General features: G+C 55.5%; 13 protein-coding genes. 3 read left to right on the forward strand and 10 right to left on the reverse strand.

All coding sequences use genetic code 11. The annotated features are described in order from the left end of the window. Positions 1–5 precede the first annotated feature (5 nt). The gene (coaD, locus tag AC1Z36_RS12925; RefSeq protein ID WP_105661166.1) at positions 6–476 is read right to left on the reverse strand and encodes a pantetheine-phosphate adenylyltransferase; all 471 of its coding nucleotides are present in this window, start codon (positions 474–476) and stop codon (positions 6–8) included. A 110-nt stretch (positions 477–586) separates the two neighbouring features. On the opposite strand from coaD, the gene AC1Z36_RS12930 reads away from it, so the two are divergent. Next, positions 587–1,798: an aminotransferase class I/II-fold pyridoxal phosphate-dependent enzyme gene (locus AC1Z36_RS12930; RefSeq protein WP_402734913.1), complete on the forward strand. Its 1,212-nt coding sequence runs from the start codon at positions 587–589 to the stop codon at positions 1,796–1,798. Beyond that, positions 1,795–2,577: a spermidine synthase gene (locus tag AC1Z36_RS12935; protein WP_402696292.1), complete on the forward strand. Its 783-nt coding sequence runs from the start codon at positions 1,795–1,797 to the stop codon at positions 2,575–2,577. The genes AC1Z36_RS12930 and AC1Z36_RS12935 overlap by 4 nt, the downstream gene beginning before the upstream one ends. Here AC1Z36_RS12935 and rsmD read toward each other — a convergent pair. The 4 genes from rsmD to AC1Z36_RS12955 are packed head-to-tail and all read right to left on the reverse strand — an operon-like array spanning position 2,554 to position 7,375. After that, positions 2,554–3,138: a 16S rRNA (guanine(966)-N(2))-methyltransferase RsmD gene (gene rsmD / locus AC1Z36_RS12940; RefSeq protein ID WP_105661164.1), complete on the reverse strand. Its 585-nt coding sequence runs from the start codon at positions 3,136–3,138 to the stop codon at positions 2,554–2,556. The genes AC1Z36_RS12935 and rsmD overlap by 24 nt on opposite strands. 19 nt (positions 3,139–3,157) lie before the next feature. Beyond that, positions 3,158–5,344, reverse strand: a complete 2,187-nt coding sequence (locus AC1Z36_RS12945; RefSeq protein WP_402696296.1) for an ATP-dependent DNA helicase RecG — start codon at positions 5,342–5,344, stop codon at positions 3,158–3,160. After that, positions 5,337–6,305, reverse strand: coding sequence for a DAK2 domain-containing protein (locus AC1Z36_RS12950; protein WP_105659158.1), 969 nt, complete (start codon positions 6,303–6,305; stop codon positions 5,337–5,339). Before AC1Z36_RS12950 ends, AC1Z36_RS12945 begins: the two co-directional genes overlap by 8 nt. Positions 6,306–6,328: 23 nt before the next feature. After that, positions 6,329–7,375, reverse strand: coding sequence for an LCP family protein (locus AC1Z36_RS12955; RefSeq protein WP_388021772.1), 1,047 nt, complete (start codon positions 7,373–7,375; stop codon positions 6,329–6,331). Between the two features lie 141 nt (positions 7,376–7,516). Between AC1Z36_RS12955 and AC1Z36_RS12960 the strand changes: the two genes are divergently transcribed. After that, positions 7,517–7,966 (forward strand): DUF3515 domain-containing protein, encoded by a 450-nt coding sequence (locus AC1Z36_RS12960; RefSeq protein WP_105659156.1) that lies wholly within the window; start codon positions 7,517–7,519, stop codon positions 7,964–7,966. 77 nt (positions 7,967–8,043) lie between these two features. Here the strand turns inward: AC1Z36_RS12960 and AC1Z36_RS12965 are convergent, their stop codons facing one another. The 5 genes from AC1Z36_RS12965 to leuD all read right to left on the reverse strand — a co-directional run bounded on the left by AC1Z36_RS12965 (position 8,044) and on the right by leuD (position 13,185). After that, complete coding sequence (locus AC1Z36_RS12965) at positions 8,044–9,156, reverse strand: D-alanine--D-alanine ligase family protein (RefSeq protein WP_388021770.1); 1,113 nt, start codon at positions 9,154–9,156, stop codon at positions 8,044–8,046. Next, on the reverse strand, positions 9,156–10,190 hold the full coding sequence (locus AC1Z36_RS12970; protein ID WP_402734915.1) for an NAD(P)H-dependent glycerol-3-phosphate dehydrogenase: 1,035 nt from the start codon (positions 10,188–10,190) through the stop codon (positions 9,156–9,158). The genes AC1Z36_RS12965 and AC1Z36_RS12970 overlap by 1 nt, the downstream gene beginning before the upstream one ends. 33 nt (positions 10,191–10,223) lie before the next feature. Next, on the reverse strand, positions 10,224–10,895 hold the full coding sequence (locus tag AC1Z36_RS12975; protein WP_223261508.1) for a lysophospholipid acyltransferase family protein: 672 nt from the start codon (positions 10,893–10,895) through the stop codon (positions 10,224–10,226). 107 nt (positions 10,896–11,002) lie between these two features. Continuing rightward, positions 11,003–12,322, reverse strand: coding sequence for a UDP-N-acetylglucosamine 1-carboxyvinyltransferase (gene murA / locus AC1Z36_RS12980; RefSeq protein ID WP_402734916.1), 1,320 nt, complete (start codon positions 12,320–12,322; stop codon positions 11,003–11,005). 257 nt (positions 12,323–12,579) lie between these two features. After that, on the reverse strand, positions 12,580–13,185 hold the full coding sequence (gene leuD / locus AC1Z36_RS12985) for a 3-isopropylmalate dehydratase small subunit (protein ID WP_402734917.1): 606 nt from the start codon (positions 13,183–13,185) through the stop codon (positions 12,580–12,582). Positions 13,186–13,195: the final 10 nt, after the last annotated feature.

Consider the following 13,195-nt stretch of genomic DNA (forward strand, 5'->3'; position numbering starts at 1 on the left):
ACTACCTACGGATGAGTAAGCCTCTTGATTACAGCGCGCGGGAAGTACTCATCAACGTCCCCGCCAAGAGCCTGTACTTCCTTGAGCAGAGATGAGGAAAGATGCGTGTATCGCGTATCAGCCTGAAGGAAGACCGTTTCAACACCTGTCAGATGCCGATTCATCGTGGCCATGGGAATCTCATAGGCGTAGTCAACAGTGCTACGCAATCCCTTGACGATTGCTTCCGCTCCCTGCTCCTTGCAGAAATCAGCTAGCAGCCCCTGGCCCATCGGCACAGCGGAAACCCCACGCAGTCCACCGACAGTTTCTTCTACCATGGCGACTCGTTCGTCTTCGCTGAAGCGATACTTCTTGGAGTAATTCGTGGACACTGCCACGATCACCTCATCAAAAAGGCTCGCCGCACGCGCAATGATTTCGACGTGTCCATTATGAATTGGGTCAAAAGAACCCGGGCATACCGCTCTTCGCATGAACTGAATCTATCAAGAACTCATGTCAAATTAGCGATCTGGTGTGAATGTCTCGTAAAGATTCCATGACTTAATACCCTCGTTCCTCTGTACGAGACGATAATGGACTTATGAGCATTGAATTCACTCCATGGCAGCGAACCGCATATGGTGCCAACCTACTAGATTCCAATGGACAGCCCGGAGTGACGATCTTTGAAGAAATCACCGCATTAGCGAATCACCACAAGGCCATCAATCTAGGCCAGGGGTTTCCCGATTCCGAGGGTCCACCAGAAATCAAGCAAATTGCCATCGACGCAATTCAAAATGGCGCTAACCAATACGCACCAGGTTCAGGGACCCTGAACCTCCGCGAAGCTATCGCTGCGCATCAGGAACGGTTCTATTCGTTGAAGCTTGACCCGGAGACTGAGATTGTCGTTTCCACAGGCGCAACTGAAGCCATCGCCGCTTCTCTGCTGGCATTCCTGGAACCTGGCGATGAAGTTGTGACCTTTGAGCCTTACTACGACTCCTATGCAGCCATGATTGGGTTGACCAACGCTGTGCATAAGGTCGTTCAGCTCAAGGCTCCGAATTTCGAACCAGATTTGGATGACCTTCGACGTGCAGTCACTGACCAGACGCGGGTAATCCTCGTGAATAATCCCCATAATCCAACTGGCACCGTATTAGATGTTTCAGTGCTCCAAGAAATCATTGCCCTGGCGCATCAGCACAACTGCATCATCATCGCCGATGAGGTCTATGAACATCTGACTTTCGGTGTGCGACATGTTCCCATCGCGAGCTTGCCCGGTGGACCAGAGCGAACCATCACCATTTCTTCAGCGGGCAAGTCTTTCTCCTTTACTGGCTGGAAAGTAGGCTGGGCAACCGGTCCTCGCCAACTGATCACTGCTGTCCGTACAGTGAAACAGTTCCTGACCTACTCCTCGGGCCCAGCGTTCCAACCGGCAGTAGCGAAAGCCCTGCAACTTCCAGACGCCTTCTTCGAGCGCTTCGCCGCCGATCTCGGACAGTCGGGAGAAATTCTCGCATCCGGCCTGGAAACAGCTGGCATCCCGGTAATTCGCCCGAAGGGTACCTACTTCTTGGTTGCTGATGTACGTGGCTTTGAATTGAATGATGCTGCTGAAGTAGCCCGAATGATGCCCGAGTGCCTCGGCGTTGCGGCGATACCGATGTCGACCTTTGTCCATCCCGAAAACCGAAGTGACTACCAGGGCCTGCTGCGCTTCGCCTTCTGCAAAAAGCCTGACGTGATTTCCGATGCGGTTCAGCGATTGCAGCGCCTGCCAGAGGTGCTGTCCAATTGACACGAAAGCCGGCTAAACGGTGGCTTGGTTTCGTACAGGAACACGCCACGATTTACGACGATGACTTGGTCCCCGGGTCAAAAATACTCGCCATAGGCGACGCGCCCCAGTCGCATGTCAATCTTTCGCATCCGGAAGAAGTCTTCTACGAATATCTCGCGCGCATTGCCAATCATCTGAAGGTCCTGCGCCCAGAGGAGCGTCCAATGAAGATGCTGCATCTCGGCGCAGGCGCTTTGACTCTGGCTCGCTGGGCGAGTGTGGTTTATCCGTCGAGTACTCACGTAGCTGTAGACATTGAGCGGGAACTTCTTGATTTCGTTCTCACGCATCTGCCTTTGCCTCAAGGCTGCGATCTATCCCCAATTGTTGCCGATGCAAGGAGCGTGCTTGCCGAACAACTGGTCGATGAAAAGTTTGACGTCATCGTACTGGATATCTTCTCTGGGCCGGACGCACCAGAACACCTCACCACCGACGGCTACTACGCAGAACTCAAGAATTCATTGGCCAACGACGGATTGCTGTTTGTGAACATTGGCGATGATCCTCCCTTGGATTTCACTTGTTCTCAAGTTGAGGCAGCAGGTTCCAGCTTTGAATTCGTGATGCTGAGTTCAAGTCCGGAAATGTTTACCAAGCGCTTCCCCGGGAACTTGATATTGACAGCGTCCCGCCAACGATTCCGGGACGATCTAATACTCCAATGCCAGGCAGCGGGACCACACCCGTCAGAGGTTCGCCATTCGATGGATCTAGATGGGTTCTGCAAACCATAGGTGCGTTTCGCCGTATTTCTTGTCGGCGAACTTCTCCATGGCGCTCGGCCATGTTGGTTCTGGTGAACGACCGGAACGCTCGACGATCACGGTGGCATCTTCAGCTAGGATTCTGGATATCTTCTCGAGCGTGACAGCTAGTTCTTCTTCAGTCAGCGGGTAAGGAGGATCCAGCAAGACCACGTCAAAGGTCTTGCTGGGCACTCCCGAAACCGCGTTGTAATACCCATCGAGGACGCTATCAACACTCCCGCGCTGAACCGTCACTGTATCGGTCTTCAGAACCTTATTCACCAGTGCCGCATTTTGCTGGCAAACAGAGACCGCTTTGGGCGCCTTTTCTACCAGAACAACCTGCCGCGCCCCGCGGCTGGCTGTCTCGACGCCTAGCGACCCTGATCCTGCAAAGAGATCCAGTACTCGTGCGCCAGAGAGGATATCCCAGCTTTCCAAACGGGAGAAGAGAGCCTCTTTGACCCGGTCCGTTGTAGGGCGTGTTGCATCACCAGGTACGGACTTCAGTGGACGCCCGCCAGCGGCTCCAGCGATTATTCGGCTCATTGCCTAGATCTACCTTCAATCAGTTCTTATTCAAATATTCTTTGGTGGATTCATCAAGCCAATTCCCGGCAACCGCCAGGAGTCCGGGGTGTTGACGTCCCCAGTTGCCATCGGCAAGGAGGAGACCCGCATCGGTTCTAGCCCGCTCAATAAGCGTGCGATCCTTGATGATGCTCAGTTCCCGCAACGACGATCGGCTACCCGATTGCTGAACGCCAAGGATATTTCCTTCTTTGCGTTCCGCCAAGTCTGCTTCAGCTAGCTCAAAGCCATCGATTGTTGACTCGATCGTCTTCAATCGTCCTACCGACGGATGGTCCGCGTCCAACCATGTGGTCATGAGGCACGTCCCGGGAAATCCGCCACGGCCTACGCGGCCACGCAGCTGGTGGAGCTGCGAGATGCCAAAGCGCTCAGCGTCCATGATCACCATCAACGTCGCATTATGAACGTCAACACCAACTTCAATGACAGTCGTAGAAATCAGCACGTCAATTTCGCCACGTGCAAAGGAATCCATGGTTTCTTGCTTGTCTGCTGCATCCAGTTGCGAGTGCAGCGCTTCGGTACGTATCCCAACAAATTCAGGCATCCCACCCAGCAACTCCTGCATGGCTTCGACGCTCATGGTTTGTCCGGCAGAATCTTCATAGGTCGCTAGGAGAACGCCTTGTTCCGCTGTCGTGTCCGAAATTCTTGGACACACCACATAGACTTGGTGGCCCTTCCCGACTTCCTCAATGATCCTTGAGAACAACCTGTCCCGGAAACCGGTCAGCTGCATGGGCACAATATGCGTTTGGATCGGTGCGCGCCCGGCGGGCAGGCGCTTGATTGTCGACGTGTCCAAATCGCCGAACACGGTCATAGCGACGGTTCTCGGGATCGGCGTAGCAGTCATGACCAGGGTATGCGGGACTGAGCCGGCCGCCTTAGCCCGCAAGGCATCGCGCTGTTCAACGCCAAAACGATGTTGCTCATCCACGACGACTAGGCCAAGTTCAGCGAATTGCACCTGATCGCCCAGCAGGGCATGCGTACCAATAACCAGTCCTGTTTCGCCGCTGGCAATACCTAATAGAGCTTCACGACGCTGTGCAGTTTTTGCAGAACCTGTCAGGAGCGCGACTCCAGTTCCTTCGCCTTCGCCAAACAATCCGGGTTCTGCGAGGTTGCCAAGCATCTTCTTGATAGACGCATAGTGCTGCGCGGCCAGGACTTCTGTCGGCGCTAGGAGCGCCGCCTGTCCTCCGGCATCGATCACCTGCAAGATGGCGCGAAGCGCGACAATGGTCTTGCCGGAACCTACCTCTCCTTGCAGTAAGCGATGCATCGGATGTGGCTGTGCCAGATCGGCAGAGATTTGTTCTCCGACAAGGAGCTGGTCTTCGGTCAGGGTAAACGGCAGGATGGCATCAAATTTATCGGCCAGTCGTCCTGGCACCTGTGGACGCGCGATAGCTTTCTGCGCTCCCAGCTGGCGACCGCGTTCCCCTAATGCCAGCTGCAGCATGAAGGCTTCTTCAAAGGCAAAGCGCTGTCGAGCCACGTAAGCCTGCTTGATTTCTTTGGGAAAATGTCGATCCAAGAACGCTTGATGGCGTACTGGGTAATGATGGGTGCGTAGCAGTTCTGCTGGAAGAAATTCAGGAAGATTCTGATCTGTGAATTGTTCCATCAACAACGCCATCAAATCCCTGATGCGCTTATTCGGCATCTTCGCCGAAGCCGGATAGATCGGGATAGGGCGCGGATCCGCCTGTGATGCCTCATCCAGGATCGCGTATTCGGGCTGGCTCAGCTGCAGATGGTCTTGGTACCAGCCAACCTTGCCGCTGAACATTGCAATAGTTCCAATATCCAAGTCCGTTCGGGCTTGGTAACCATTGAAGAAGGTCATCTTCAGCTCTTGGCCGCCTGCACTGAGCTCATCGCTAACGGTCACTTCAAAAATGAAACCGCGACGCGAGTGCATCTGCCGCTGGCTAACGTTGACCACCTGGGCTACAACGGTGACGTGCTCGTCAAAGGGAAGCTCTGAAATTGGCGTAAGTTCGCCTACTTCGACATAGCGCCGAGGAAAATGCCAGAGGAACTCCCCCACTGTGCTGTAGCCGAATGCCTTTTCCAGCGCGGTGGCGTTCTTATTACCGAGGAATGTTGAGAGTTCTGCATTCTCAAACGTGGTCAGCGTTGTTTCAGCCATCGTGGGTGCACAGATCGGTGACGCTGATATTCACTGGGTCACCGTATTTCTTGATCAGGTCCAAGGCTTTTTCAGACTCCGGGACATGCACATGTACGCGCCAACGGTAGGTGTCTTCTTCAAGCTGGTTTACCGGGGACATGATCACGGAATTGCCCATGGCATCTAGCTGACCGCGCAGAGTAGCGGCGCCTAATGCATCCAGAGAGACAGTGCACATGACTTCGACGCCGGTTTCAGTGTCATTGTTCAGATGGACATGCGGATCCTGGACCTGATAGCCATGGAATTTCTCGTAGGACTCAAAATCAGTGGCGTCGCTTCGAATAGCAGCGCAAAGTTCATCGATGATGATCAGCATGCCCACCGCGCCCGCATCTACTACACCGGCTTCAACGAGGGACGGGAGCTCTGTTTCAGTTCCCTTCACTGCCAATCGAGCCGCTTGGCTCATCTGGGTCAATACCGTGTCCAACGCTGCACGGCTCTCTAAATCACACTTCAAGTGAGCAAGGGTCGATCCTGCGGCCAACGCGATGGCGTTGATCACGGAGAGCATGGTGCCTTCGACTGGTTCACTCAGTGCTGACCAGGAGCGCACCTTGGCACGTTCAAGCCCAAGGGCTAGCAGCGGCGCGGTAAGCCGCTCGTAACCGACCCACGGTTCACTCAGGCCGCTGAGGAATACAGCCAACAGGGTTCCAGAGTTGCCGCGCGCCGATTCCATTGACGCGCGCGCGGCAACTTCTAAGAAGCCACCGATGTCGTCGCTTTCCAGTTTACTCACTGCATCGTGACCTGCCCGTGCAGTCAGATACAGGTTACTGCCCGTATCTCCGTCTGCTACCGGGAAAACGTTGATGGCATTGAGCCGGTCAGAATGGTTCCCGAGACTCTTGACACTCCGTGCGAGCCATTCTCTGATGGCACGCACCGAGGTATCGAGTTTTTGGGGAGTCATGGAAAGTTGGTCCTTCAGTGGAGTTATCGTGACAGGTCAGTAGTTTCTACGAACTCTGCCATCTTGTCTTCTTGCAGTGCCTTGCCAAACTTCTCAATCACTTCCATATCCGGAATGACAATTGACTGTCCGTCGGCCGAACGTCCCGGGCCCTTGTTTGGAAGGGTGAAGAATTCCATATCGCTCGAACGCAGGTTCAGCATGGAGGAAGCGTAAGAGGCAACCTTGCCAGAATCCAGAGTTTCATCAACTGCAATAAACGGTGCAATTTGAGAAACAACTTCAGAGACCTTACCCGGGTTGGTCAGGGTTTCCTTGGACATCAACTGACCAAGCAAAGCCTTGACGAAAAGCTGCTGGTTCTTGACGCGCTCGTAGTCGCTGCCTGGGAAGGACTTGCGTTCACGGACAAATGCCAGTGCCTGTTCACCGTCCAGGGTTTGAACACCCTCTGGGAAGTACATGCCATTAACAATTGACTGCTTGAAGCCTCGCGGGTTATTAACGGTAACTCCGCCCACTGCGTCGGTTAGACCCTTGAATCCTTCGAAATCGACGGACGCGACGTGGTTAATGCGAACGCCAAAGAGCCCCTCAAGGGTTTCGACTGCTTTGGGCACTCCACCGCTGGCAAAAGCACGGTTGATCTTGGCAGTTCCTACGCCCGGAATATCAAGCCAGGTGTCGCGCATGACGGAGGTGACAAACACATTCTCGCGGTCTGCAGGAATATGAACCAGCATCATGGTGTCTGAGCGGCCACCGTTAGGCAGGGTACCAAAGTCTTCGCTGTCCTCATCCGCCTCACGAGTTGCGCGAGTATCGCTTCCGAGCAGCAGGATGTTGACGGCGTCCTTGGACTCGTCATTGACTTCAGGACGAGTTTCTTCCGCGGGGAAGGCATCCGTAATCGTCTGGCTTTCAGAGTCGAAAGTTCTGCCAAGGTTCCAAAGGTAACCGGCGGCAACAAGCGCCGCGACCATGACGAGGGCAAGCACGCTTAAGACGATGGCTCGCCCGGTGCGCTTTTTCTTTTTGCGCGGTCGCGCTGGGTGCTCTTCAAAGGACATTTGCTACCTTTCACAGTTTCAACTCTGTACATCCTATCTTTCAGAGTGCCGATGTAGTCTTATAACGTGTCTAAAATCAGCTTGAAAGCCCGACTGTCACCAAAACTTAACCGAAAACTTGCTCAAACTTCGGCATTGGTGATGAGCGGTACTTTATTACTACCAGTACTTGCAGGCTGCGCATCAGTCGCTTCCGTGGATGCTGCCCCGGACGCAGCCAACCCGCTTTGTGCGGAAATGATGGTTGTCCTGCCCGAAGCCATCGATGATGCCGAGCGCCGTTCAACGACCTCGCAGGCAACCTCGGCCTGGGGCGACCCGTCAAAAGTTGTCTTGCGTTGCGGTGTCGAAGTTCCCGGACCCACTACTGACCCCTGCGTATCCGTGAATGACGTCGACTGGGTAGCGAATGAGGATGAAGAATCAGGTATCTGGACCTTGACTACTTACGGCCGGACGCCGGCGACCGAAGTCGTCTTGGATCCTAACGTCATCCCGTCAAGTACCGTGCTGGCCACGCTGTCGGATGCAGCCCAGAAGATCCCGGCTTCCAAAAAGTGCGTTAGTGTTGACAAGTCAGTGAGCTTGTAAGCGGATCGCCTACAAGCAAAACGTGAGGGTGTGTTGATTCTTCAACACACCCTCAAGCTTTAACGGCTATTCCCGGATTAGCGCAAACCGATATTCCGGTCGGTAGCCAGCCCAATCAGCTCATCAATAAGTTCACGGTACTCAATTCCCGTTTTGGCCCACATTTGCGGGTACATGCTTGAAGGCGTGAAGCCGGGCATGGTGTTGATTTCATTGATGATCCACTCCCCCTCGGGAGTGTAGAAGAAATCAACTCTAGATAAGCCTTCTGCATCCATAGCGTCGAAGGCCTTGACTGCAAGTTCGCGGATCTCGCGAGTGGCTTCTTCGCTCAGATCTGCTGGGCAGCTGAGCTCGGCCGCGGCGCCATCAACATATTTCGCTTCGAAATCGTAGAAGGTGTGCTCGTTATCTGCCACCGCGATTTCGCCTGGCAATGACGCACGCGAAGGTTCGCAGCCGCGGCCTTCAAGAACACCGCATTCGATTTCACGGCCAACGATCCCCTGCTCGATGATCACCTTGGGATCTTCAGCACGGGCAATTTCAATAGCGGCACGAAGCCCCGAAGACTCGTCTACCTTGGTGATGCCTACCGAAGATCCTGCACGGGCCGGCTTGACGAACAACGGGTACTGCAGGTCTTCGCAACGCTTCATGGCAGCTTCGCTGTTGCGCAGCCACTGCTTGTTGGTGATGACTTCGTACGGGCCTACTTTGAAGCCTGCCCCTTCGAAGACTACCTTCATGAAATGCTTGTCCATGCCCATCGCGCTGGCTGCGATACCCGAGCCAACGTAGGAAACGCCAGCCATTTCCAGCATGCCTTGGATTGATCCATCCTCGCCAAACGGACCATGAAGCAACGGGAAGACCACGTCGATCTCGCCCAGATCTGCCACCGTGGAGTCCGAGTAGGACAGCAATGATGTCTTCTGCGCGTCGGTGGAAAGATGCACCGGATGATCCACCGAGGAAATTTCTGGCAGCTTGCCAGTATTCAGTGCCCAGCCTTCTGGATCCTCGTCCAGCAGGGTCCAGCCGCCGTCGCGGGTGATACCCACCGGAACAATTTCGAAACGCTCGCGGTCGATGGCGTGCATGACGCCGGCCGCAGTAACGCAGGAAACGGAGTGCTCTGAGGAACGGCCACCGAAGAGCAAGAGGACACGGAGCTTGCGTTCAGTCATTAGTGACGTTCTCCTTCAGATTTCAATTCACGCGCCAACAGGCGTGCAGCCATATTTTCAACGCTCAAGGTGCCCTCCAGGACCATGACCACTGCTTCGGTGATTGGCATTTCCACGTGATGGGCCTGGGACAAGTCGAATACGGCACGTGCTGACTTGATGCCTTCCGCAGTCTGCGACATGCGGTCATTGACCTCTTCCAAGAAGAGCCCCTGGCCAAGCAGGCGTCCTGCAGTGTTGTTGCGGGAGAGCGAGGAAGAACAGGTAGCCACAAGGTCGCCTAAGCCAGAAAGACCTGCCAAGGTGTCCAAACGGCCACCCAGGGCGAGGACCAAGCGAGTGGTTTCAGCCAAGCCGCGCGTGATGACGGTGGACTTGGTGTTATCGCCCATTCCCATGCCATCGCACATGCCAACGGCAAGGGCGATGATGTTCTTGACGATTCCGCCAAGCTCAACACCCAAGACATCGTCATTAGTGTAGGGACGGAAGTATGCAGCGGAGCACAGTTCAGCAATCCACTGCGCAATATCAGAATCGGTGCAGGCCACGACCGAAGCCGTTGGCTGCTCGCGTGCGATTTCCATTGCCAGGTTTGGTCCGGACAGCACAGCGATCTGCTTTGCAGGCAGCCCGGTGACTTCGGCGATGACCTGGCTCATGCGCAGATCGGTCCCGCGTTCAAGACCCTTCATCAGTGAAAGCAATACCGCACCGGGTTCAAAGAATTCTTTGAACTTCGCCAATTCCTGGCGCAACGACTGAGCCGGAATCGCCAAGACGACAAGGTCAGCGTCGGTGAGAACGGTCTTCGGATCCGATGATGCCGTGATGTTGGCCGGAAGCTTGGTTTCGCGCAGGTAGCGTGAATTGGTGTGGCGTTCATTGATTTCATCGGCGGCGTCTTCGCGACGGGCCCAAATCTGAACGTCGATGCCCTTGTCTGCAACGGAATCAGCAAGCACCTTGGCGAAGGTTGTCCCCCAGCTGCCAGCGCCCATGACGGCGATTTTGCGTGGTAGCGGCTTATTCAATGTCAGTCCTCTGGAAGGTGTTGATCAAGGTAATTAGTTATCCGGGGTATCGAAATTGCGGCCAGTCTTCGACTGGCCATGCTTGCTGGGATCCCAACGCGCAGCTGGTGCTTCTTCTTGGCGCAGTTCTGCGGTCAGTGCGGTGATCGCGTCCATGATGCGATCAGTGGCTTCTTGCAGCACTGCCCGAGTACGCGGGCCATCACGCAAGTCATCAAGATCCACTGGCTGCCCAACTGACACGGTGACATGCTTTCGCGGGAACGGATACATTTTCTTGGAATAGCGCGGCAGCAGTTCCTGGTCGCCCCAGTGAGCCATCGGTACCACTGGTGCGCCAGTCTGCAGGGCCAAACGTGCGGCACCGGTTCGCCCTACCATTGGCCACAGACCAGGGTCGCGGGTCAGCGTCCCTTCCGGGTAAATGACTATGACCCCGCCGGCGTCCAGGACTTTTCGGGCCGCGGCCAGCGATTCGCCAGCATTGGATGCGCTGCGTGACACCGGGACCTGTCCGGTCTCGCGCAGCATCCATCCGAGCACTGGAATCTTGAACAAGGATTCCTTGGCCAGCCAGCGTGGCAGCCGGCCATTGCTGTAAATAGCATGGCCGACAACCAGCGGATCAATCTCGGTCAGGTGATTGGGGCAGAGGATGTACCCGCCCGGAGGGAGGGTTTCGAAGCCCTTCCACGTTTTGCCCATCAAACCGTTCATGGCAGAACGGACAATGCCCGCCAATAGCGAGAAAACCCGTTTAGTCTTAGCAGATTCGCCAGGGGCCAGAATCTTTACCACGAATCGGATCCCCTTTAGTTGCTCAGCTCGACATTTGCGCCCAGGGCCTGCAGCTTCTCCATGAAGTGCTCGTAGCCTCGGTTGATGATCTCAATGCCGGTGACCTTGCTGGTGCCTTCTGCAGCCAGAGCAGCGATCAAATGGGAGAAACCGCCACGAAGATCAGGAACATCGATGTCGGCACCGATCAGCTTCGCTGGGCCTACGACAACAGCAGAATGCTTGAAGTTGCGCTGTCCGAAGCGGCAAGGTGTGGACCCGAGGCAGTCGGTGTGAACCTGGACGGTGGAACCCATGCGAACCAGCGCATCGGTGAATCCGAAGCGGTTCTCATACACGGTCTCGTGAATGACCGATACGCCCTTGGCCTGGGTCAGGGCCACTACCAGCGGCTGCTGCCAGTCAGTCATGAAGCCCGGGTGGACGTCGGTTTCCAGGATCAGTGGATTAAGGTCTCCACCTGGGTGATAGAAGCGAATGCCGTCGGACTTGACGTCGAATTCACCACCGATCTGGCGGTAGACGTGCAGGAAAGCAGTCAAATCACGCTGGGTCGCGTCCTGGACGAAAATATCGCCCTTGGTGACCAGCGCGGCAGAGGCCCATGATGCGGCTTCGTTGCGATCAGGCAACGCGGAGTGGTCGAAGCCCGTAAGCTTCTCGACACCCTGGATGCGGATCACGCGGTCGCGGTGCACGGAGATGATGGCGCCCATCTTCTGCAGAAGCGAGATCAGGTCAAGGATTTCTGGCTCAATGGCCGCGTTGCTGACTTCGGTGACACCCTTGGCTCGAACGGCCGAGAGCAGTACCTGTTCGGTGGTGCCGACACTTGGGTACTGCAGTTCAACCTTGGCGCCGGTCAGCCCATTAGGGGCCGAGATGCGGATGCCATCGGCAGCCTTGTCAACGATCGCTCCAAAGTCGCGCAGCACTTCCAGGTGGAAGTCAATCGGACGGTCGCCGATGCGGCAGCCACCCAGATCCGGGATGAACGCTTCGCCCAAGGCGTGGATCAATGGTCCGCAGAAAAGAATAGGGATACGCGAGTCACCGGCATGGGCATCGATCGCCTGGTTCGAGGCGGTCTTGACCTGGGTAGGGTCCATGGTCAGATCGCCGGTTTCAGGGTCCTGGTCAACCTTGACACCGTGGATTTCAAGGAGGCTGCGCACGACAGCTACATCTTTGATCTCCGGTACGTTGCGCAATACCGAAGGGGTATCGCCAAGCAGAGCCGCGACCATGGCTTTTGGCACTAGGTTCTTTGCTCCGCCGACTCGTACGGTGCCCTTGAGCGGGACACCACCATGGATCGTCAGGATCTTACCCATGTATGAATTACCTCATCGCGTAGTCGTTATCGCCCGCCGAAGCTTCTAGGCTTTCGAACTGGCAGGACTAAGTAAGCATACCGCCTCTGCACCTGCCAGTATGCCCAGATCATCTCGTGGCGCACACATTGTGAGCATGCTTTCAGACAGACCTATTATGCTCTGCCGAAATTCATTCCATCAGGAATGCAATAATCCGCTCACCCCTAACAACGTCAGGGAGGAGCGGACCATTCCAATTACTTTGAACTCGGTGCTTAGCCTGCGGTTCGTGCCGGCAAAGTCTGCGGCTTATGCGCAGGACGCTTGGCTTCGTATGCGGTGATATCTTCCTCATGCTGCAAGGTCAGGCCGATATCGTCCAGGCCTTCCATCAAGCGCCAGCGGGTGTAGTCGTCAATCTGGAACGGTGCCGAGATGGAACCGCACTGGACCGTACGCGATTCCAGGTCAACGGTGACCGTGGTGCCCGGATTGTTCTCCAGTTCCTTCCAGATCAATTCAATATCGCTCTGGGCAACTTCAGCAGCAACCAGTCCCTGCTTGCCCGAGTTGCCACGGAAAATATCGGCAAACCGAGCGGAGATCACAGCCTTGAATCCGTAATCCTTCAACGCCCAGACAGCGTGCTCGCGCGAAGAACCGGTGCCGAAGTCGGGACCTGCCACCAGCACGGAGCCGGTATTGAAAGGTTCCTGGTTCAGGATGAATTTCTCATCCCGTCGCCAACCCGCGAACAACGCATCCTCGAAGCCGGTGCGGGTGATGCGCTTGAGGTAAACGGCAGGAATAATCTGGTCCGTGTCCACATTGCTCTGGCGCAGTGGAACACCAATACCGGTGTGGCTGACAATCTTTTCCATGACGGTGATC

The organism is Glutamicibacter sp. BS14 (assembly GCF_056934375.1).